The sequence below is a fragment of the Serratia sp. szju genome, assembly GCF_044594185.1.
In the GTDB taxonomy this organism is placed as follows: Bacteria; Pseudomonadota; Gammaproteobacteria; order Enterobacterales; family Enterobacteriaceae; genus Serratia; species Serratia bockelmannii.
In genome coordinates, this window is the sequence record NZ_CP172576.1 from 1,910,528 (window position 1) to 1,932,032 (window position 21,505).

16 protein-coding genes are annotated in these 21,505 nt (G+C 59.1%); 9 read left to right on the forward strand and 7 right to left on the reverse strand.

All coding sequences use genetic code 11. The features are described from left to right. Positions 1-54: 54 nt before the first annotated feature. The 4 genes from RE418_RS09015 to zapG all read right to left on the reverse strand — a co-directional run bounded on the left by RE418_RS09015 (position 55) and on the right by zapG (position 5,242). Entirely contained in the window at positions 55-1,794 is a 1,740-nt protein-coding gene (locus RE418_RS09015) for a ShlB/FhaC/HecB family hemolysin secretion/activation protein (protein WP_225735545.1), read from the reverse strand. Between the two features lie 354 nt (positions 1,795-2,148). Continuing rightward, positions 2,149-3,207: an outer membrane-stress sensor serine endopeptidase DegS gene (gene degS, locus RE418_RS09020; RefSeq protein WP_025304369.1), complete on the reverse strand. Its 1,059-nt coding sequence runs from the start codon at positions 3,205-3,207 to the stop codon at positions 2,149-2,151. An 88-nt stretch (positions 3,208-3,295) separates the two neighbouring features. After that, complete coding sequence (gene degQ, locus RE418_RS09025; RefSeq protein WP_025304368.1) at positions 3,296-4,666, reverse strand: serine endoprotease DegQ; 1,371 nt, start codon at positions 4,664-4,666, stop codon at positions 3,296-3,298. Between the two features lie 174 nt (positions 4,667-4,840). Next, positions 4,841-5,242 (reverse strand): Z-ring associated protein ZapG, encoded by a 402-nt coding sequence (gene zapG, locus RE418_RS09030; protein ID WP_004937074.1) that lies wholly within the window; start codon positions 5,240-5,242, stop codon positions 4,841-4,843. A 231-nt stretch (positions 5,243-5,473) separates the two neighbouring features. On the opposite strand from zapG, the gene zapE reads away from it, so the two are divergent. The 5 genes from zapE (at position 5,474) to sspB (ending at position 9,185) form a co-directional block, all read left to right on the forward strand. Continuing rightward, complete coding sequence (gene zapE / locus RE418_RS09035) at positions 5,474-6,601, forward strand: cell division protein ZapE (protein ID WP_025304367.1); 1,128 nt, start codon at positions 5,474-5,476, stop codon at positions 6,599-6,601. A 274-nt stretch (positions 6,602-6,875) separates the two neighbouring features. Further along, entirely contained in the window at positions 6,876-7,304 is a 429-nt protein-coding gene (gene rplM / locus RE418_RS09040) for a 50S ribosomal protein L13 (protein ID WP_004937079.1), read from the forward strand. Between the two features lie 15 nt (positions 7,305-7,319). Continuing rightward, entirely contained in the window at positions 7,320-7,712 is a 393-nt protein-coding gene (gene rpsI / locus RE418_RS09045; protein WP_004937080.1) for a 30S ribosomal protein S9, read from the forward strand. Between the two features lie 325 nt (positions 7,713-8,037). Further along, positions 8,038-8,679, forward strand: a complete 642-nt coding sequence (gene sspA / locus RE418_RS09050; protein WP_025304366.1) for a stringent starvation protein SspA — start codon at positions 8,038-8,040, stop codon at positions 8,677-8,679. A 5-nt stretch (positions 8,680-8,684) separates the two neighbouring features. After that, positions 8,685-9,185: a ClpXP protease specificity-enhancing factor gene (sspB, locus tag RE418_RS09055; RefSeq protein WP_025304365.1), complete on the forward strand. Its 501-nt coding sequence runs from the start codon at positions 8,685-8,687 to the stop codon at positions 9,183-9,185. A 62-nt stretch (positions 9,186-9,247) separates the two neighbouring features. Here sspB and RE418_RS09060 read toward each other — a convergent pair whose 3' ends face one another. The 3 genes from RE418_RS09060 to gltB all read right to left on the reverse strand — a co-directional run bounded on the left by RE418_RS09060 (position 9,248) and on the right by gltB (position 15,785). Then, positions 9,248-9,727, reverse strand: coding sequence for a hypothetical protein (locus tag RE418_RS09060; protein ID WP_025304364.1), 480 nt, complete (start codon positions 9,725-9,727; stop codon positions 9,248-9,250). A gap of 164 nt (positions 9,728-9,891) precedes the next feature. After that, entirely contained in the window at positions 9,892-11,310 is a 1,419-nt protein-coding gene (locus tag RE418_RS09065) for a glutamate synthase small subunit (RefSeq protein WP_043141970.1), read from the reverse strand. A gap of 14 nt (positions 11,311-11,324) precedes the next feature. Next, positions 11,325-15,785 carry a glutamate synthase large subunit gene (gene gltB / locus RE418_RS09070; RefSeq protein ID WP_025304362.1) on the reverse strand — a complete coding sequence of 1,487 codons (4,461 nt, stop codon included), beginning with the start codon at positions 15,783-15,785 and terminating at the stop codon, positions 11,325-11,327. A gap of 691 nt (positions 15,786-16,476) precedes the next feature. Here gltB and RE418_RS09075 point away from each other — a divergent pair. The 4 genes from RE418_RS09075 to mtgA all read left to right on the forward strand — a co-directional run bounded on the left by RE418_RS09075 (position 16,477) and on the right by mtgA (position 21,466). Beyond that, complete coding sequence (locus RE418_RS09075; RefSeq protein ID WP_089181370.1) at positions 16,477-17,415, forward strand: TIGR01212 family radical SAM protein; 939 nt, start codon at positions 16,477-16,479, stop codon at positions 17,413-17,415. A gap of 92 nt (positions 17,416-17,507) precedes the next feature. After that, positions 17,508-19,847, forward strand: a complete 2,340-nt coding sequence (gene arcB, locus RE418_RS09080) for an aerobic respiration two-component sensor histidine kinase ArcB (RefSeq protein WP_025304360.1) — start codon at positions 17,508-17,510, stop codon at positions 19,845-19,847. Positions 19,848-20,084: 237 nt separating this feature from the next. Beyond that, complete coding sequence (elbB, locus tag RE418_RS09085; RefSeq protein WP_043141979.1) at positions 20,085-20,738, forward strand: isoprenoid biosynthesis glyoxalase ElbB; 654 nt, start codon at positions 20,085-20,087, stop codon at positions 20,736-20,738. Further along, a complete protein-coding gene (gene mtgA / locus RE418_RS09090) occupies positions 20,735-21,466 on the forward strand; it encodes a monofunctional biosynthetic peptidoglycan transglycosylase (protein ID WP_025304358.1) in 732 nt (243 codons plus the stop codon). The genes elbB and mtgA overlap by 4 nt, the downstream gene beginning before the upstream one ends. Positions 21,467-21,505: the final 39 nt, after the last annotated feature.

Here is a 21,505-nt window from a genome sequence, read left to right on the forward strand (position 1 = left end):
TTCCTTATTTTCATGAGTGCCGCTTTCCAGCGGCAGGTCTTTAGCGGCAGACCGTCAGAAATACCTGGCCGCCTGCAGCCAAATTCTAGGTGATTTGTCCGTATCGCTACCTGGGCCTGAACCGGCCAGCGGCCAGGCTGCCGTTAGACCGATCTGATGGTTTGTTCCTCCCCAGGTGAGCGAAGAACCGGCGGCTGACATGTGCACGCGATTTTTCTCCGTCGTCCAGGGCCGCCGGTTGAGGCGAGCCTGCCCCTGATCGACAAAGGTGCTCAGTTGCCAACCGGGCCTGAGGGCATAACGTAATTCCATGCTGGCCTGCCAACCCAAATCGCCGTTGCCGCTGCCCGGTGCGTAGGCGCGAACGCCATAAGGGCCGCCAACGCTGAATTTTTCTGACGAGTCCAGGTTGCCGGGGGCCCATTGCGTGTTGAATTGAGCATAGAGTTGGAAAGCGTCGCCCAGGTTTTGCAGCCGCAATGCACTCAGCGCCAGCTTACTGAATTGACCCTCGGTTTTTGCTGTGCGGCCGTCCCAGCGCCTTGCGGAGGGATCTTCAATGTGCAGGTTGCCGATGCCGTAAGACAGCGAGGCCACGCTTTGCCCTCCGCCGAACAGGCGGTCTTGGGCATTGACGTCAACGCTTGCCGTCCATAGGCTGATGCGTTTACGGCTGCGGCTTTCGAAGAGATCGATGTCGTCGCGGAGTTTTTTGTCATCGAACTGCAGCTGTGCGTTGACGTTCAGGGTGCGGCTGCGCAGCAGAGGCTGGATAAGGAAGGCGCTGCTGAGGGTGGCATCGCCGTGGGCCTTCAGCTCGCTGAAATCTTTGCCTAATCGATAGTTCATGTATGAATGTGCAACACCAGCCCGCGTCGCCCAGGGGCTGACGGGGAGTTGATAGGCCATGCGGTAATAGCGTTGATGTTTATCGCTGCTCAGCAAACGAAGGTCCAGGCGGTCACCCAACCACAGGGGATTATTGACGCCGAGCGATGCACTGCCTCGATATTCGCCGGTATAGGCATCGCCAAAGTTATCAGCTTGCAGTACGCCGTCCACGCGTGCTCCGGGCGTCGCTCTGATTTGCCAATCCGTAGTGCCGGGACGTGGGCCTGCTGACAGGGTGCTATTGATCAAGACGCCGGGTATATCATTGAGCAGCAAAAGGTTTCGCTCTAACTGTGCGTCGGTAATCGGCATACCGCTGCGTACATTCGACAACTGCCAACGCAGTATGCCGTCGCGGATCTGTGAGTCATTATCTACCGTGATATTTCCATAATAACCTTCAACTATATTAATACGTACCTGGCCGTTAACGATCTCCTGTTTGGGAAGATAAGCGTTTGCTAAAACATAACCTTGCTCACGATAATAGAGCGTCACCTGTTGCACGGCTGTTTTTAACTGCGCCACCGTTAGCTTTTTTCCTTTGAACTCATCAAGCAAAGGTAATATCTGTGTGGTGGGAATAGACTTGTTTCCGGTAAGAGTAAATCCACTCACCAATAAGCTTGGTGAATTATCCGGAGTTGCTGAAATAGGGCGAGCCGGTGGAGAGGGGGATTTCATTTCTACCGGAGGTGGAACGTTCAGACGCGTCTCTTCAATATCTCGTATTGCCTGCCCTGCGTTAGGCAACGCCGCCGACAGGGCTATGGGAGAGGACGCCAATAGCATGCAGCCCATTGCAGCACGGAAATAATAATGACGTTGCAAGATATTATAAATGAATGCGGCCAATGCGCTTGGGTTATAATTAATTTTGATGTTATTGTTTTTTGTATTCACTGAAGTAATTCCATTTCGGGCCGAATAGTCAGTCAATCTCGTGTAAAAATAAAACCCATTGACACTTGCTGCGCTATTATTGGTTTCTGTTCTGATATGGGCAATAAACTATGGGGTCTTCGGGTTAATTATCGGAATTACCTTGCATGCATGAGAAGGCATTTTTTAAATTAATTGATTAATGATATATAAATGTTATTTTTAAAATTAAATACATATTTAAAATGTATTTAATATCAGGTGGGGGTACATTATATTATTAATGTGATAATGATTTTCTTGCTAATGTAAAGGGAGGTGATAAATCCGGCGCCGTTCTGAAAAAGCAAAAAACGGCGCATTAGAAGAGGGGGGTTAATTACTGTCTTCCGGGAATTCACCCACCGTCATTTTCAGCGTAATGCGTTTACCGTCGCGCAGCACGATGACCGGTATCTCGGTGCCCGGTCTGATCTCTGCTACCTGATCCATGGTTTCCAGCACGGACACCGCCGGTTTGTTATCCACGTTGATGATGATGTCGTTGATCTGGAAACCGGCGCTGCTCGCCGGGCCGTTCGGCGTAATTTCGGTCACGATGATGCCCTGCAGGCGATCGATGCCGGAATTGGAGGAGCGCAGCGGAATGATCTCTTTGCCCTGAATGCCGAAATAGCCACGGATCACGCGGCCGTCGCGGATCAGCTTGTCCATGATTTTGGTGGCCAGCTCGATCGGAATGGCAAAACCGAGACCCTCCGGCGTTTCGCCGTCGGTGATTTTGTCATAGGTCAGGGTATTGATGCCGATCAGCTCACCCAGTGAGTTGACCAGCGCGCCGCCGGAGTTGCCGCGGTTGATTGAGGCGTCGGTCTGCAGGAACGTCTGGCGGCCGGTGGTGCTCATACTGATGCGCCCGGTAGCGCTGAGAATGCCCTGAGTCACGGTTTGCCCCAGGTTATACGGGTTGCCGATTGCCAGTACCACGTCGCCGACGTGGGCAACGCGATTTTTATTGGTCGGGATCACCGGTAAATTGCCGGGATCGATCTTCAGCACCGCCAAATCGGTCAGGCCGTCGGAGCCGACCAACAGTGCTTCGTAGCGGCGGCCATCCTGCAACACCACGGTGATCTGCTGAGCGTCTTTGATCACGTGGCGGTTGGTGATGATATAGCCGCGTTCGTTCATGATCACGCCGGAACCGAGCGACAGCACGTTGGCGGCGCCGTTCAGGTTGCGGTTGTAGATGTTCACCACGGCGGGCGCGGCGCGGCGCACCGCCTTATTGTAGCTCACCGGCGTTTCGTCACTGGTATTCTCGGTTTTCTCTGCAAACAGGCCGTTGGAAGAGCGCAGCATGGGCAGAGCGACCAACAGCAGGCCGGCAACGATGAGACCGATAACGACAGAACGCAAGAGCTTAGCAAACATGGAGTTTTCGTGGTGTGGTGAACGATGTTCGGAGGATAGCATGAGTTAACCGGGCGCAGTATGTCACCGAGCCCGGTTTTTGCACAAATTAACGCAGCAGCAGATAAATGGTTTCGTTACCGCGCACGATATTGAGCGCCATCACCGGTGGCTTGGCCTCCAGCACTTTGCGCAGCGTAGTGATGTTGTCCACGCGCTGACGGTTGACGCCGATGATCACGTCGCCTTTCTGCAGGCCGATCTGCGCCGCCGTTGACCCTTTATCCACGTTCTCCACCTTCACACCCTTGTCACCGCTCGGCAACGCGCCGTTACTGAGGGAGACGCCCTGCAGCGCTGGCGACAGCGTTTCGGCATTGGTCGAGGCGCTCTCGCTGTTGTCCAGCGTGACCGAGACTTCCTGCGGTTTGCCATCGCGCAGCAGGCCCACCTTGAGGGTTTTGCCCGGCGCGGTGGTGCCCACCTTGGCGCGCAGTTCGGCGAAGCTGCTCACCGGTTTACCGTCGACGGAGACCAGGATATCCCCAGCCTTGATGCCCGCCTTGGCGGCGGCGGATTTCGGCAGCACTTCGCTGACGAAGGCGCCGCGCTGCGCGTCGGTGTTGAAGGCTTTGGCCATATCCGGGGTCATTTCGCTGCCCTTGATGCCCAGCAGGCCGCGTTTCACTTCGCCGAATTCAATCAGCTGCTGGCTCAGGTTCTGCGCCATATTGCTCGGAATGGCGAAGCCGATGCCGACGTTGCCGCCGCTCGGCGCCAAAATGGCGGTATTGATGCCGATCAGCTCGCCATTCAGATTAACCAGCGCGCCGCCGGAGTTACCGCGGTTGATGGAGGCGTCGGTCTGAATGAAGTTTTCCAGCCCTTCCAGATTCAGGCCGGAACGCCCCAGCGCTGAGATAATGCCGGAGGTGGCGGTTTGGCCCAGGCCGAACGGGTTGCCGACCGCGACGGCAAAGTCGCCGACGCGCAGCTGATCGGAGTCGGCCATCTTGATGGCGGTCAGATTCTTGGTGTCACTGAGCTGCAGCAGGGCGATGTCGGATTGCTCATCGCGGCCAACCAGCTTGGCGTCCAGCTCGCGCCCGTCGTTCAACTGCACGCGAATTTTATCGGCGTTGTTGATGACGTGGTTGTTGGTCAGCACGTAGCCTTTGGCGGCGTCGATGATCACGCCGGAACCCAGCCCCTCAAACGGGCGGGAGCTCTGCTGTTGGCCGGGGAAGTTAGGGCCGAAGAAGCGTCTGAACTCTTCCGGCAGCTGTTGACGCTGCACCTGAGTGCCGGCGACATGCACGCTCACTACGGCCGGCAAGACTTTTTCCAGCATCGGCGCCAGGCTCGGCAGCGGCTGCCCCTGAACGGCGACGGGCAGGGCCGCGTTGGCCACCGGTACGGAGCTGAGCGTCAGGCCGAGGCTCATTGCCAATGCACTAAGAATTAACGACTTTTTCTTCATTGATTATAACTCTCTCAATACCTGCCGATGAAAATTTGATGATAAGGCAATCACCTTGTCATAGTGAAGGGTAAGACCGTGAATTTGCGTGCAAAGTTCAGTAAAGGTAATGCGAGGGAAGGTCAAGACGGTAAACGCGAGGAAGCCCGCGGGTGGCCCCGCGGGCGAAGGGGATCAGTCGCGGCGCGCGCTTTGCCCGCGCAGCAGGCCGGAGGCACCTTCCGAATAGTCGCGCGGCATTTCCACCGGCGCTTGATCGTTGTCTGCTTCCGCTTCGGTCAGGCGATAGCGGAACGGATTTTCCTGCATCGGCAGATCCGGCAGCAGGTTGTTCGAGCTTTTCGCCATGTGCTGATACAGCTGACGATAATCGCGCGCCATGTTGTCCAGCAGCTCGGCGCTGCGGGCAAAGTGGCCGACCAGCTCCTGACGGTACTCTTCCAGCTCGGTTTTGCTCTTGTCCAGCTCGTTCTGCAGGACTTGTTGTTGACGTAATTTACGGTTGCCAAAACGCATCGCCACCGCACCAATCACGATACCGACGACCAAACCAATCAGCGCATACTCCCAGGTCATGATGACTCCTATTTTGACTTCGTTGTTCCGCAGGGATTTTTCACTTAATAATATCCACTATAACCGTTAACCTTGTCCGAGTGGAATCCTGATGCGCTTCCACCTAATTTTTACAGGGTTTTCAGCGGCGCCCGCAGCGGGTATTTGTGGCGATAACGGTGCGAATCGGCATCAACTTGCCGCCAACGTTGGCTAAATAATTTCTAAGCGTTCTTAGGGAACATCGAACAGATGCAGGCACTATCACCGTTATCTCGCTACCAGCAGGCGCTGGATGCGGGTGAATATCAGGCCGATGAGGTTCAACGCCGGGCCGTGACTCAACTGGATCGCATTTATCAGGCTCTGCTGCAAAAGCCGGCGGCGAGCGCGCCTGCCGGCGGGCTGCGCGGCAAGCTCAGCCGCTTGCTGGGCAAGGGCGGCGACACGGCGCCACAGCGCCCGGTGCAGGGGCTGTATATGTGGGGCGGCGTCGGGCGCGGCAAAACCTGGTTGATGGATATGTTCTTCCACAGTTTGCCGGGCGATCGCAAAATGCGTCTGCACTTTCACCGCTTCATGCTGCGGGTGCATGAAGAGCTGACCGAGTTGCAGGGGCGGGAAAACCCGCTGGAAATCGTCGCCGACGGCTTTAAGGCCGAGACCGACGTGCTGTGCTTCGACGAATTCTTCGTGTCCGACATCACCGACGCCATGCTGCTGGCCACGCTGCTGCAGGCGCTGTTCGCGCGCGGCATCACGCTGGTGGCCACGTCGAACATCCCGCCGGACGATCTGTACCGCAACGGTCTGCAGCGGGCGCGTTTCCTGCCGGCCATCGATCTGATCAACGAGTACTGCGACGTGATGAACGTCGACGCCGGCATCGACTATCGTCTGCGTACCCTGACCCAGGCGCACCTCTACCTGACGCCGCTGAGCGACCAGACGCGCGAGACGCTGGATCGGATGTTCGTCAAGCTGGCGGGCAAGTCAGGGGAGGACGCGCCGGTGCTGCAGATCAACCATCGGCCGCTGCAGGCGATCCGTTCGGTGGACGGCGTGCTGGCGGTGGATTTCCACACGTTGTGCGAAGAGGCGCGCAGCCAACTGGACTACATCGCACTGTCGCGGCTGTATCACAGCGTGATCCTGTATAATGTGCGGGTGATGGGGCCGCTGAAAGAGAATACCGCGCGCCGTTTCCTGGCGTTGGTGGACGAATTCTACGAACGGCACATCAAGCTGGTGATCGGCGCCGAAGCGTCGATGTTCGAGATCTATCAGGGGGTGCAGCTGAAATTTGAATTCCAGCGCTGCCTGTCGCGCCTGCAGGAAATGCAGAGCGAAGAGTACCTCAAGCTGCCGCATCTGCCCTGAATCTGCCGGGCTTGCCGCCGCCATATCGCCGGTTGTCCGCCGCCGGCGATAAATTTATTTTCCATTCAAAAACCGTTCGATCTTTGTGAGCGACTTCTCTATAATCTTGCGACCCCACGTTACAACAAAGTTTTTTTCCCAAAAACTTTATAGTGCCGGCAATGGCTATTCGAAGGGGTAGGTTTGCTGGACTTGTATGGTCGTGTGAGCCTCAACTGTTTTCGAGCGTTTGGGTGTTCACCAACGTGTAACTAATTATTGGGTAAGCTTTCTAATGAAAACTTTTACAGCTAAACCAGAAACCGTAAAACGCGACTGGTACGTTGTTGATGCAGATGGTAAAACTTTAGGCCGTCTCGCTACTGAACTGGCTCGTCGCCTGCGCGGCAAGCATAAAGCGGAATACACCCCGCACGTGGATACCGGTGATTACATCATCGTTCTGAACGCTGACAAAGTTGCTGTAACCGGCAACAAGCGTACAGACAAAGTGTACTACCACCACACCGGCCACATCGGTGGTATCAAGCAAGCGACCTTTGAAGAGATGATTGCCCGCCGTCCTGAGCGCGTGATTGAAATCGCGGTTAAAGGCATGCTGCCAAAGGGCCCGCTGGGTCGTGCTATGTTCCGTAAACTGAAAGTTTACGCGGGCACCGAGCACAATCACGCGGCACAGCAACCGCAAGTTCTGGACATTTAATCGGGATTAATGGCAATGGCTGAAAATCAATACTACGGCACTGGTCGCCGCAAAAGCTCCGCCGCTCGCGTCTTCATCAAGCCGGGCAACGGTAACATCGTTATCAACCAGCGCAGCCTGGAACAGTACTTCGGTCGCGAAACTGCCCGCATGGTAGTTCGTCAGCCGCTGGAACTGGTCGACATGGTTGGCAAACTGGATCTGTACATCACCGTTAAAGGTGGTGGTATCTCCGGTCAAGCTGGCGCTATCCGTCACGGTATCACCCGTGCACTGATGGAGTACGATGAGACTCTGCGTTCTGAACTGCGTAAAGCTGGCTTCGTCACCCGTGACGCTCGTCAGGTTGAACGTAAGAAAGTCGGTCTGCGTAAAGCACGTCGTCGTCCGCAGTTCTCCAAGCGTTAATTTTCGCTGCTTCGGCAGTGCGATTTACGCAAAAAACCCGGTGCTTCACCGGGTTTTTTTATGCCTGAAATCCGCCGTCCTCGACTAAAATCTGTGGCATATCAGACAATTCAACATGAATTCGCCGCACCGCCCCCACAAAACAAGCAAAATCTGGTAAACTATCACCCACTTTTGCGCCTGTTCGCCGTGCAGTTGACCTCCTGGGCCGGTTTTTTATGGGTTCGGGTCGCGCTGCGTGCTGCCGGCCTGCGGCAAGATTATTCAGGATAGCAGCCTGTCAGTTGGCTATTCGCAGTATTTTCTAGATAACTTGGAGGTTTTCATGGCTGTCGCTGCCAACAAACGTTCGGTAATGACGCTGTTCTCTGGCCCGACCGACATTTTTAGCCATCAAGTACGTATCGTACTGGCGGAGAAAGGTGTCAGCGTCGAGATCGAGCAGGTCGAAATGGATAACCTGCCGCAAGATCTGATTGACCTCAACCCTTATCAGACGGTGCCTACGCTGGTCGATCGCGAACTGACCCTGTATGAATCCCGCATCATCATGGAATACCTGGATGAGCGCTTCCCGCACCCGCCGCTGATGCCGGTTTACCCGGTTGCCCGTGGTGAGAGCCGTCTGATGATGCTGCGCATCGAGAAGAACTGGTACTCGCTGATGGACAAGATCGAGAAGAGCAGCGGTCAGGAAGCGGAATCCGCCCGTCGTCAGCTGCGTGAAGAGCTGTTGGCGATCGCGCCTATCTTCGGCCAGACGCCGTATTTCATGAGCGAAGAGTTCAGCCTGGTGGATTGCTACCTGGCACCGCTGTTGTGGCGTCTGCCGCAGCTGGGCATCGAATTGAGCGGCGCCGGCTCTAAAGAGCTGAAAGGCTATATGACCCGAGTCTTCGAACGCGACGCTTTCCTGGCTTCCCTGACCGAAGCCGAGCGTGAAATGCGCCTGCAAACCCGGGGCTAAGCGCGATGGACATGTCTCAGATGACGCCGCGTCGCCCGTATCTGCTGCGGGCGTTCTACGACTGGTTGCTGGATAACCAGCTGACGCCGCACCTGGTGGTCGACGTGACTCGCCCGGATGTTCAGGTGCCGATGGAGTTCGCGCGTGATGGCCAGATCGTGCTGAATATCGCGCCGCGCGCGGTAGGCAACCTGGCGTTGGGCAACGAAGACGTGCAGTTTAACGCACGTTTCGGCGGCGTGCCGCGTCAGGTTTCGGTGCCGATGGCAGCCGTACTGGCGATTTATGCGCGTGAAAACGGCGCCGGCACGATGTTCGAACCGGAAGCCGCCTACGACGAGAGCGAAGGCGTGTTCGAAGGTCTGGACAATGAGACGATCCCTTCGGAAACCCTGATGTCAGTGATCGACGGCGATCGCCCGGATACCGCGGAAGATGACGGCCCGGACGACGAACCGCCGCAGCCGCCGCGCGGTGGCCGCCCGGCGCTGCGTGTGGTGAAATAAGCCCGCGTGAACAAACGAAAAAGCACCCCGTGGGGTGCTTTTTTTTGCCCGGACGAAGCGGATCAGCCTTTCAAGGCGGCAATGCAGGCATCGCGCGGCGCGCTGAGATCGCCTACGCGCACGGTGGACAGCGCGTGGGCTGCACGCTCACGGAAGCTGGTGATGGCGGTGTCGCCTTGCACTTCCGGTGGCGCGGTGCAGATGTCATTGAGCGGCAGATCGTTGCCTTTGTTGAGCGCCTGCAATACCGCTGCCGGGTTGTAGATCAGGGCCGCGGAGAGGGCAGATTTAATGCCGGCGGTAAATCCGGCATTGCCGCCGCCGGCCAGCTTGGGCGCCAGAGCAATCCAGTTGTCGTCCCCCAACCGGATGCTGTTTTCCACGGCGCTGAACTGCCCGGCCTTGCCCAACTGCGCCACGACCGGCCGCGCGCCGCGCGCTTCGATATTGTAACCGACCTCCTGCGAATCCAGCGCCAGGGCTGAGGCGCTGAAACTGACGGCCAGCAGCGCGCCGGCCAACAGGGAAATGGAGCATTTCATGTTCGCTATCCTTATCTCGGTGTCAGGCGCAGCCGCGCCCTGCAATGGTGCTAACTCAATACTATAGCGCGTTGAGGCAGTGAGGAGAGGGGCGGTTGTTACAAAGCGTGGCCGGTTAAAACAAAGGCCCGGCAACGTGCCGGGCCTTTGGCGGTACGGAAGGTTTACACTTCCAGGTAGTTCATGATGCCGTCTGCCGCTTTGCGGCCTTCGGCGATCGCCGTCACCACCAGGTCGGAGCCGCGGACCGCGTCGCCACCGGCGAAGATTTTCGGGTTGCTGGTCTGGAATGCGTTGTCGCTGCCTTCCGGCGCCACGATGCGGCCCTGTTTATCGAGCTGCACGTCGTGCGCCGCCAGCCAGTCCATACGGTGTGGGCGGAAGCCGAACGCCATCACCACCGCGTCGGCGTCGATAACGTGTTCGGAACCCGGTACCTGCTCCGCCGCCTGACGGCCGTTGGCATCCGGTGCGCCCAGCTGAGTGCGCACCATTTTCACCCCGGCCACGCGGCCGGCGCTGTTCAGTTCGATGCTCAGCGGCTGCAGGTTGAACTGGAAGTCCACCCCTTCTTCCCGCGCGTTCTTCACTTCGCGCTTGGAGCCCGGCATGTTGGCCTCGTCGCGGCGGTAGGCGCAGACGACCTGCGTCGCGCCCTGACGCACCGAGGTACGCACACAGTCCATGGCGGTATCACCGCCGCCCAGCACCACTACCCGCTTGCCTTCCATGCTGACGTAAGGCTCGTGCTGCTCGGTTTCATAGCCCATCAGCTGCTTGGTGTTGGCGATCAGGAACGGCAGCGCGTCGTACACGCCCTGCGCTTCCTCATTCTCCAGGCCGCCGCGCATCGACTGATAGGTACCGACGCCGAGGAACACCGCATCGTACTCGCTCAGCAAGGTCTCCATGCTGATGTCTTTGCCCACTTCGGTGTTCAGCTGGAACTCGATGCCCATCTCGCTGAAGATGCCGCGGCGTTTGACCATCACTTCCTTTTCCAGCTTGAAGGCCGGGATACCGAAGGTCAGCAGGCCGCCGATCTCAGGATGACGGTCATACACCACCGCTTTGACGCCGTTGCGGGTCAGCACGTCGGCGCAGGCCAGCCCGGCAGGGCCGGCACCGACGATCGCCACGCGCTTGCCGGTCGGCTGCACGTGCGACATGTCCGGCTTCCAGCCCATTTCGATGGCCTTATCGCTGATGTAGCGCTCGATATTGCCGATGGTGACCGCACCGAACTCGTCGTTCAGGGTGCAGGAGCCTTCGCACAGGCGATCCTGCGGGCATACGCGGCCGCACACCTCCGGCAGGCTGTTGGTCTGATGCGCCAGGTCCGCCGCTTCCATGATGCGGCCTTCGTTGGCCAGTTTCAGCCAGTTCGGGATGTAGTTGTGCACCGGGCACTTCCACTCGCAATACGGGTTGCCGCAGGACAGACAGCGGTCCGCCTGGGCCTTGGCTTGGGTTTCCGAAAACGGTTCGTAGATCTCGACGAACTCGATTTTGCGGATCTTCAGCGGTTTCTTTGGCGGATCAACACGCTGCAGGTCGATAAATTGGTAAACGTTCTGGCTCATTAATGACCTACCTCTTACTGCGCCTGCACCCGCAGCTCGGCTGCGGAGCGGCTACGGTGACCCAACAGCGCTTTGACATCGCTGGACTTCGGTTTGACCAGGGCGAACTTCGGCGCCCACTCCGGCCAGTTGGCCAGGATCTCTTCCGCGCGGGAAGAGCCGGTCGCCTGCACGTGTTCGGTGATCAGGCCGCGCAGATGCTCCTCATGGATCGCCAGCTGATCGACATCCAGCACTTCCACCAGCTCCGGGTTCACGCGCTTGCGGAACTCACCATCTTCGTCCAGCACGTAGGCGAAGCCGCCGGTCATGCCGGCACCGAAGTTGATGCCGGTTTTACCCAGCACGCAGACGATGCCGCCGGTCATGTATTCGCAGCCGTTGTCGCCGATGCCTTCCACCACGGTGATGGCGCCGGAGTTGCGCACCGCGAAGCGTTCGCCCGCGCGGCCGGCAGCGAACAGCTTGCCGCCGGTGGCGCCGTACAGGCAGGTGTTGCCGACGATACTGGCTTCATGGCTGCGGAAGGCGGAGCCGATCGGCGGACGCACTGCGATGCTGCCGCCGGCCATGCCTTTGCCGACATAGTCGTTGGCATCGCCGGTCAGGGTCAGCTCGACGCCGCCGGCGTTCCAAACGCCGAAGCTCTGCCCGGCGGTGCCGGAGAAGTGCGCCTTAATAGGATCGGCCGCCATGCCCTGATCGCCGTGCACGTCGGCGATCGCGCCGGACAGCATGGCGCCCACGGAGCGGTCGGTGTTGCGAATGTCGAAGTAGAAGGTTTTACCCTGCTTCGCTTCGATGTACGGCTGCGCCTGCGCCAGCAGCTCTTTGTTCAGCAGGCCCTTGTCGAACGCCGGGTTGCTGCTTTCGGTGCAGTACACCGCTTTGCCCGGATGCGGCGTGGCGGTTTTCAGCAGCGGCGACAGATCCAGCTTGTTCTGCTTGGCGGAGATGCCGTCCAGCTCGGTCAGGAACTCGGTGCGGCCGATCAGATCCACCAGTTGGCTCACGCCCAGTTGGGCCATGATCTCGCGGGTTTCACGCGCGATAAACTGGAAGTAATTCGTCACGCGTTCCGGCAGGCCGTGGTAGTGATCGCGGCGCAGCTTGTCGTCCTGAGTCGCGACGCCGGTCGCGCAGTTGTTGAGGTGGCAGATGCGCAGGTATTTGCAGCCCAGCGCCACCATCGGCCCGGTGCCGAAGCCGAAGCTTTCCGCGCCCAGGATCGCCGCTTTGACGATGTCCACGCCGGTTTTCAGGCCGCCGTCCACCTGCAGGCGGATCTTGTGGCGCAGGCCGTTGGCCACCAGCGCCTGCTGGGTTTCCACCAGGCCCAGTTCCCATGGGCAGCCGGCATATTTCACCGAGGACAGCGGGCTGGCGCCGGTGCCGCCGTCGTAACCGGCGATGGTGATCAGATCGGCATAGGCTTTCGCCACGCCGGTGGCGATGGTGCCCACGCCCGGCTCGGACACCAGTTTCACCGAGATCACCGCCTTCGGGTTGACCTGCTTCAGGTCGAAGATCAGCTGCGCCAGATCTTCGATCGAGTAGATGTCGTGGTGCGGCGGCGGGGAGATCAGCGTCACGCCCGGCACTGAATAACGCAATCTGGCGATGTACGGAGTGACTTTGTCGCCCGGTAGCTGGCCGCCTTCGCCCGGCTTGGCGCCTTGCGCGACCTTAATTTGGATCACGTCGGCGTTCACCAGGTAGGCCGGCGTCACGCCGAAGCGGCCGGAGGCCACCTGTTTGATGCGCGACACCTTGTTGGTGCGGTAGCGCGCCGGATCTTCGCCGCCTTCGCCAGAGTTGGAGAAGCCGCCGAGACCGTTCATGGCGATCGCCAGCGACTCGTGCGCTTCCGGGCTCAGTGCGCCGATCGACATCGCCGCGGTGTCGAAGCGTTTGAACAGCGACTCCGCCGGTTCGACCTGATCGACCGGGATCGGTTCACCTTTCGGCGTGATGGCCAGCAGATCGCGCAGCATGGCGATCGGCCGCTCGTTCACCAGCTTGGCGTAGGCCTGGTAGTCGCTGTACTCGCCGCTGTGCACCGCTTTTTGCAGCGAGTTCACCACGTCCGGGTTGTAGGCGTGGTATTCGCCGCCGTGTACGAACTTCAGCAGGCCGCCTTGCTCCAGCGGTTTGCGTTTCAGCCAGGCGCGCTTGGAGAGGTTCTGCAGATCCTGCTGGAAGTCGCTGAAGCTGGCACCGCCGATGCGGCTGACCACGCCCTGGAAGCACAGATCCGCCAGATCGCGGTGCAGGCCGACCGCTTCGAACAGCTTGGAGCAGCGGTAAGAGGCGATGGTCGAGATGCCCATTTTGGACATGATTTTGTACAGGCCTTTGTTGATGCCGTTGCGGTAGTTCAGCATCACGTCGCGGTATTTCTTGTCGATCGCCTGGCTGTCCACCAGCTTGGCCAGGGTTTCATAGGCCAGGTACGGGTAGATGGCGGTCGCGCCGAAGCCGAGCAGCACGGCGAAGTGGTGCGGATCGCGGGCGCTGGCGGTTTCAACGATCAGGTTGGCGTCGCAGCGCAGGCTTTTCTCCACCAGGCGGGTTTGCACGGCGCCAACGGCCATCGGAGCCGGTACCGGCAGGCGGCCGGGCGCGATGGCGCGGTCGGACAGCACCAACAGCACTGCGCCTTCGCGCACCTTACGTTCCGCTTCGTCGCACAGGGCGCGAATGGTCTGCTCCAGATCCTGCTGCTGCGGATCGAAGGTCAGATCGAGGGTCTCGGCGCGATAGTATTCGCCTTCCAGCGTGGTGAGCTGTTTGAAATCGGAGTACAGCAGGATCGGCGATTTGAAGCTCAGACGGTGCGCCTGGCCTTCGGCTTCGCAGAACACGTTCATTTCACGGCCGATGCTGGTGGCCAGCGACATGACGTGCGCTTCGCGCAGCGGATCGATCGGCGGGTTGGTGACCTGCGCGAACTGCTGGCGGAAGTAGTCGTAAACGATGCGCGGCCGGCTGGAGAGCACGGCGAACGGGGTATCGTCGCCCATCGAACCGGTGGCTTCCTGGCCAATCTCGCCCAGCACGCGGATCACCTGATCCAGCTCTTCGCTGCTGTAGCCGAACTGTTTCTGGTAGGTTTCGAGCTGCGCGTCGTCGAGCTCGCGGCTGCCGACCTGATCGTCCGGCAGATCTTCGAACGGCACCAGGCGTTTGACGTTTTTCTCCATCCACTCTTTATACGGATGGCGGCTTTTCAGATCGTTGTCGGTTTCTGCCGAGTGCAGGATGCGGCCGCTGCGGGTGTCGATCACCATCAGCTCGCCGGGGCCGACGCGGCCTTTTTCCACCACTTCATCCGGCTGGTAATCCCAGATGCCGACTTCGGAGGCGCAGGTGATCAGCTTGTCTTTGGTGATCACGTAGCGCGCCGGGCGCAGGCCGTTGCGATCGAGGTTACAGGCGGCGTAGCGGCCGTCGGACATCACGATGCCGGCCGGGCCGTCCCACGGCTCCATGTGCATCGAGTTGAAGTCGAAGAAGGCGCGCAGATCGCCATCCATGTCCGGGTTGTTCTGCCAGGCCGGCGGCACCAGCAGACGCATGGCGCGAATAAGATCCATCCCGCCCGCCAGCAGCAGCTCCAGCATGTTGTCCAGCGAACTGGAGTCGGAGCCGGTTTCGTTGACGAACGGCGCGGCGGCTTGCAGATCCGGGATCAGCGGCGTTTGGAATTTGTAGGTACGGGCACGCGCCCATTGGCGGTTGCCGGTGATGGTATTGATTTCGCCGTTGTGCGCCAGGTAGCGGAACGGCTGCGCCAGCGGCCAGCGCGGCACGGTGTTGGTGGAGAAGCGCTGGTGGAACAGGCATATGGCCGACTCCAGGCGCAGGTCCGCCAGATCGAGATAGAAGCGCGGCAGATCCGCAGGCATGCACAGGCCTTTATAGATCGTCACCAGGTTAGAGAAGCTGCAGACGTAGAAACTGTCGTCCTGCACGCGTTTCTCGATGCGGCGACGCGCCACGAACAGGCGGCGCTCCATATCGCGCGGGCGCCAGCCGGCCGGGGCGTTAACGAAGATTTGCTCGATGCGCGGCAGGGAGGAGAGGGCGATTTCACCCAGCACGTCCGGGTTGGTCGGCACTTCGCGCCAGCCGACGATCGACAGCGTTTCGTTTTGCAGCTCTTCTTCCACGATGCGGCGGCTGAGGCGCGCTTCCTCTTCATTCTGGCTGAGGAACATCATGCCGACGGCGTAGTTCTTGGCCAAACGCCAGCCGCGCTCTTCCGCCACCATGCGGAAGAAGCGATCGGGTTTTTGCAGCAACAGGCCGCAGCCGTCGCCGGTCTTGCCGTCGGCCAGGATCGCGCCGCGGTGCTGCATGCGGGCCAGCGCGTGAATGGCGGTGCGCACCACCTTGTGGCTAGGTTCGCCTTCTATGTGGGCGATCAGGCCGAAACCACAGTTGTCCCTCTCTTGGGATTTATCGTACAACATATCGTGAACCTCCCCAGGCTCTGCGTGACTCTCACAACCTACTGCGAGGGGGCTTCCCAATTTCAGGCAGAAGTCCAATCAGCAAGTTATCCCCGCCAATCTGCTTTTCCGCCCTCCATCAATGGCCTCTCGTGACGGTCTCACAAGTGGTATAGGACTTGTTTTAAGAGGGAGTCTTCAATTACTGCATAAATATGACGAGACGTTTGCCCGTCCAGAAAGCTTCCAGCGGACTTCCAACTTAGCGAGAAAGAATTCGCAGGTCAAATGTGGGCTTAAGATAGATTCTTATCGAATTAATGATGTTTATTTATTTGATAAATAAGTAATTTAATGCATTTTTGCACTGTCGTGGGGCAACACCGATCCCCGCAGAAGTGTGAGCTGTCTCACTATAGTGCAACCCCTTAATCTCTGCACCATGCTAGTGCGGGGGTTAATGCCAGAATTTTATTCTATAAGATATTGCTTGGCTGATGTTTATGACTATTTTTCACCGTGTTGTCATATTGCCGTTAACGGTTGCGTGACGATTAGAATAATTCATCAGAATTATAGTGAATTGATTTGCGTTTATGATGAATAGTTATGCCTGGCGGCGCCTTGCGGGGAAAGCGTTGATCTCTGTCATCGCGGGAAAAGCCGTTTCTTATTAGCATCGCGGCTTTGAACACAGAGAATCACCAAGATTATGCAGTTGCCGCAATTAGTCAATATGTTTGGCGCAGATCTCCAGCGCCGCTATGGCGAAAAGATCCATAAACTCACGCTGCACGGCGGATTCAGCTGCCCTAACCGCGACGGCACGTTGGGGCGCGGCGGCTGTACGTTCTGCAATGTCGCCTCGTTCGCCGATGAAGCGATGCAGCGCCAGAGCATCGACGAACAGCTGGCGCAGCAGGCCGCGCGGGTCGATCGGGCGCGGCGCTATCTGGCCTATTTCCAGGCCTATACCAGCACCTATGCGCAGATCGAACGGCTGGCGTCGATGTATCGGCAGGCGTTGGCGCAGAGCACCATGGTCGGCCTGTGCGTCGGCACCCGGCCGGACTGCGTGCCGCCCGCCGCGCTGGATCTGCTGGCGGGATACCGCGAGCAAGGCTATGAAGTGTGGCTGGAGCTGGGGCTGCAGACGGCGCACGATAAAACGCTGAAGCGCATCAATCGCGGCCATGATTTTCGCTGTTATCAGCAGACGGCGCGGCTGGCCCGGCAACGCGGGCTGAAGGTGTGCTGCCATCTGATCGTCGGGCTGCCGGGAGAAACTCAGCGCGATCATCTGCTCACGCTGCAGCGGGTGGTGGAGACTGGCGTGGATGGCATCAAACTGCATCCGCTGCACGTCGTGACCGGCAGTACCCTGGCACGAGCGTGGCGCGCCGGGCGCTTGTCCGAACTGGCGTTGGAGGACTACGCCGTCAGCGCCGGGGAGATGATCCGCCACACGCCGGGCGAGGTGGTGTATCACCGTCTTTCCGCCAGCGCCCGTCGGCCGACGCTGCTGGCGCCGCTGTGGTGCGAAAACCGCTGGAGTGGCATGCAGGCGGTCGGTGCTTATCTGCAACAGCGCGGTGGGCAGGGCAGCGCGCTGGATGAAAAGTGGCGCTACCGCCCTGGAATGCCGCTCTGAAGTGCAATCTTTGCCACACTTCGGCGTTTGCCGCCTTATCTCACCGCGGTTTTACGGTATGATTCAAAAGATTGTGTCTGATGGGAGCCGCTATGAAGCAAATCCGGGTGTTGGCCCAGTACTACGTTGATTTAATGGTGAAACTGGGGTTGGTACGCTTCTCGCTGCTGCTGGCCTCGGCGCTGGTGGTGCTGGCGATGGTGGTGCAGATGGCGGTGACCATGCTGCTGCGCGGCGAAGTGGAAAGCATCGACGTGGTGCGTTCGATCTTCTTCGGCCTGTTGATCACCCCGTGGGCGGTCTATTTTCTCTCGGTGGTGGTGGAACAGTTGGAAGAGTCGCGCCAACGGCTGGCGCGGCTGGTGGACAAGCTCGAAGAGATGCGCCACCGCGATCTGGAGCTCAATCAGCAGCTCAAAGACAATATCAGCCAGCTGAATCAGGAGATTGCCGACCGTATCAAGGCGGAAGAAGAGCGCCTGCAGGTGATGGAAAAGCTGACCGAAGAGATGGAACAGCGCGAGCTGGCGCAGATTGAGCTGGGCCAGCAATCGGCGCTGTTGCGTTCCTTCCTCGATGCCTCGCCGGATCTGGTCTACTACCGCAACGAAGACAAAGAGTTCTCCGGCTGCAACCGCGCGATGGAGCTGCTGACCGGCAAAAGCGAGAAGCAGCTGATCGGCCTGACGCCGTTCGACGTCTACGGCCAGGAGATCGCCGAAAAGGTCATTGAGACCGACGAGAAGGTGTTCCGCCACAACGTCTCGCTGACCTACGAACAGTGGCTGGTGTATCCCGACGGCCGCAAGGCCTGTTTCGAGCTGCGCAAGGTCCCGTTTTACGACCGGGTGGGCAAACGCCACGGGCTGATGGGCTTCGGCCGCGATATTACCGAGCGTAAGCGCTACCAGGACGCGCTAGAGAACGCCAGCAGGGAGAAGACCACCTTTATCTCCACCATCAGCCACGAGCTGCGTACGCCGCTTAACGGCATCGTCGGCCTGAGCCGCATCCTGCTCGATACCGAGCTGAATGACGAGCAACTGAAATACCTGAAGACCATCCACGTCAGCGCCATCACCCTCGGCAATATCTTCAACGACATTATCGAAATGGATAAGCTCGAGCGGCGCAAGGTGCAGCTCGACAACCAGCCGGTGGACTTCACCGGTTTCCTGGCAGATCTGGAGAACCTCTCCGGCCTGCTGGCGCAGCCGAAAGGGCTGCAGTTCATCATGGATCCGCAGACGCCGCTGCCGCAGCAGATCGTGACCGACGGCACGCGCCTGCGGCAGATTCTGTGGAACCTGATCGGCAACGCGGTGAAATTTACCCAGCAGGGGAAAATCGTGGTGCGCGTGCGGCGCGAGGCGCAGGAGAAGCTGGTGTTCGAGGTGGAAGATTCGGGCATGGGCATCCCGCAGGACGAGCAGGACAAGATCTTCGCCATGTATTACCAGGTGAAAGATCAGCGCGGCGGCCGTCCGGCCACCGGCACCGGCATCGGGCTGGCGGTCTCCAAGCGGCTGGCGCAGAGCATGGGGGGTGACATCACCGTGCGCAGCGAACAGGGGCACGGTTCTTGCTTCACTCTGACCATCCAGGCGCCGGCGGTGCAGGAAGCCGTCAGCGAGGTATCGGAGGAAGAGGAGCTGCCGTTGCCGGCGCTGCACATCCTGCTGGTGGAGGATATCGAACTGAACGTGATCGTGGCGCGATCGGTGCTGGAGAAATTGGGCAACAGCGTTGATGTGGCGATGAACGGCCACGATGCGCTGGCGATGTTCGACCCGGACGAGTTCGATCTAGTTCTGCTGGACATTCAACTGCCGGACATGACCGGGCTGGATATCGCCCGGGCGCTGCGCGAACGCTATGCCGGGCAGGCGCTGCCGCCGCTGGTGGCTTTGACCGCCAACGTGCTGAAAGACAAAAAAGAGTATCTCGAGGCGGGCATGGACGATGTGCTGAGCAAGCCGTTGTCGGTGCCGGCGCTGACCCAGGTCATCAAACACTATTGGGATCATCAACCTTCTCACACTTCAAAGAAAACGGAGCACAAGGCGATGCAGATTAATGAGTCGTTACTCGATACCGCGATGCTGGAACAGTACATGGATCTGGTTGGCCCGCAGCTGATCCACCAAAGCCTGGAGATGTTCGAACAGATGATGCCGGGCTACCTGGCGGTGCTGGACTCCAACATGACGGCGCGCGATCAGAAAGGCATCACCGAGGAAGGGCACAAGATCAAGGGCGCCGCCGGTTCGGTCGGTCTGCGCCATCTGCAGCAGCTGGCGCAGCAGATTCAAACGCCGACGCTGCCGGCCTGGTGGGATAACGTGCAGGATTGGGTGGATGAGTTGAAACAAGAGTGGCGCAACGATGTGCAGGTACTGCGGGCTTGGGTTGAGAACGCTGAAAAAAAATGACCCCGACCTAAGCCGGGGTGCGCGAATATTGCGCCAACACCAGGGAAATTGTGAACCTGCGTATTGGTTTCAGTGTTCTGGTCGAGCAGGTTGTTGCGAATTCCTAAACATCATACAGCCAACAACATAGCAAATGTAAGCGCTCTTGTTAGAAGATTCATTAAAATGTGTGATGTAGATTAGTGTTTGTCAACTCAGAGCACGAACCAGTTGACAGCAGCGACAGGAGTAAGAGTGATGAAAAAGGTGGGTGTAGTCCTCAGCGGCAGCGGCGTTTATGACGGTACGGAGATCCATGAAGCGGTGCTGACGTTGCTGGCGTTGGACCGTGCCGGCGCCCAGGCGGTGTGCTTTGCGCCTGATAAACCACAATGCCATGTTATTAATCACTTATCGGGTGAGGAGATGGCGGAGTCGCGCAATGTCCTGATTGAATCGGCGCGCATTGCCCGCGGGGCAGTGCAGCCGCTGGCGCTGGCGGAAGCCGCCCAGCTGGATGCGCTGATCGTGCCCGGTGGCTTTGGTGCCGCCAAGAATCTCAGCAATTTCGCCGAAGCCGGCGCGGAATGTTGGGTCGATGAAGATTTGGCGCGTCTGACGCGCGAGATGCATAAGGCCAACAAACCAATTGGCCTGATGTGCATCGCGCCGGCGCTGTTGCCGAAACTGCTGGATCAACAAGCGCGGCTCACCATTGGCAACGATCCGGACCTGGGGGAAGTGATTGACGCCATGGGCGGCGAGCCGGTGATTTGTCCGGTGGACGACATCGTGGTGGACAGCGAGCACAAGATCGTGACTACGCCAGCCTATATGCTGGCGCCGTCGATCGCGCAGGCGGCCCTCGGCATCGATAAGCTGGTGGCGCGGGTGCTGGAACTGTCTGAATGAGAAAATCGCTCGGCGGATGGCGGCGGCTGCGCCCGTGGTATTGGCTGAAGCGCGGTGTCATCGCGATTATCGGCCTGTGGGTGTTGGGCATTGTGCTCTTTGCCTTCCTGCCGGTGCCGTTTTCCGCCGTGATGGTGGAGAGGCAAGTCAGCGCCTGGCTGAGCGGCGACTTCGGCTACGTCGCCCATTCGGACTGGGTGTCGATGGACGATATCTCGCCGCAAATGGCGCTGGCGGTGATGGCGGCGGAGGATCAGAAGTTTCCAGACCATTGGGGCTTCGATGTGGCGGCCATTGAAAAGGCGCTCAGCCACAACGAGAAGCGCCCGACGCGCATCCGCGGCGCGTCCACGCTGTCGCAGCAGACCGCTAAAAACCTGTTTCTGTGGGATGGCCGCAGCTGGCTGCGCAAAGGGCTGGAGGCCGGGTTGACGTCGGGCATCGAGCTGGTGTGGACCAAGCGACGTATTCTGACGGTGTATCTGAACATCGTCGAGTTCGGCGACGGGGTGTTCGGCGTGGAAGAGGCTTCACAGCGCTTTTTCCATAAGCCGGCCAAACGTCTGAGCGCGGCCGAAGCGGCGCTGCTGGCGGCGGTATTGCCGAATCCGCACCGCTTCAGGGCCGATGCGCCGTCCGGCTATGTGGTGCAGCGTCAACAATGGATTATGCGCCAAATGCGGCAACTGGGCGGGGAAGCGTTTTTACGCGAGAACAAGCTGGATTAAACGGGCGGGAGCGGCACGGTGCCGCTCCCGCCAAGCGGT

Bases quoted from the DNA above. Each gene is read 5' to 3' on its own strand.
- degS (WP_025304369.1), bottom strand. From the start codon at position 3,207: ATGTTTGCTAAGCTCTTGCGTTCTGTCGTTATCGGTCTCATCGTTGCC.
- degQ (WP_025304368.1), bottom strand. From the start codon at position 4,666: ATGAAGAAAAAGTCGTTAATTCTTAGTGCATTGGCAATGAGCCTCGGC.
- zapG (WP_004937074.1), bottom strand. From the start codon at position 5,242: ATGACCTGGGAGTATGCGCTGATTGGTTTGGTCGTCGGTATCGTGATT.
- zapE (WP_025304367.1), top strand. From the start codon at position 5,474: ATGCAGGCACTATCACCGTTATCTCGCTACCAGCAGGCGCTGGATGCG.
- rplM (WP_004937079.1), top strand. From the start codon at position 6,876: ATGAAAACTTTTACAGCTAAACCAGAAACCGTAAAACGCGACTGGTAC.
- rpsI (WP_004937080.1), top strand. From the start codon at position 7,320: ATGGCTGAAAATCAATACTACGGCACTGGTCGCCGCAAAAGCTCCGCC.
- sspA (WP_025304366.1), top strand. From the start codon at position 8,038: ATGGCTGTCGCTGCCAACAAACGTTCGGTAATGACGCTGTTCTCTGGC.
- sspB (WP_025304365.1), top strand. From the start codon at position 8,685: ATGGACATGTCTCAGATGACGCCGCGTCGCCCGTATCTGCTGCGGGCG.
- RE418_RS09060 (WP_025304364.1), bottom strand. From the start codon at position 9,727: ATGAAATGCTCCATTTCCCTGTTGGCCGGCGCGCTGCTGGCCGTCAGT.
- RE418_RS09065 (WP_043141970.1), bottom strand. From the start codon at position 11,310: ATGAGCCAGAACGTTTACCAATTTATCGACCTGCAGCGTGTTGATCCG.
- gltB (WP_025304362.1), bottom strand. From the start codon at position 15,785: ATGTTGTACGATAAATCCCAAGAGAGGGACAACTGTGGTTTCGGCCTG.
- RE418_RS09075 (WP_089181370.1), top strand. From the start codon at position 16,477: ATGCAGTTGCCGCAATTAGTCAATATGTTTGGCGCAGATCTCCAGCGC.
- arcB (WP_025304360.1), top strand. From the start codon at position 17,508: ATGAAGCAAATCCGGGTGTTGGCCCAGTACTACGTTGATTTAATGGTG.
- elbB (WP_043141979.1), top strand. From the start codon at position 20,085: ATGAAAAAGGTGGGTGTAGTCCTCAGCGGCAGCGGCGTTTATGACGGT.
- mtgA (WP_025304358.1), top strand. From the start codon at position 20,735: ATGAGAAAATCGCTCGGCGGATGGCGGCGGCTGCGCCCGTGGTATTGG.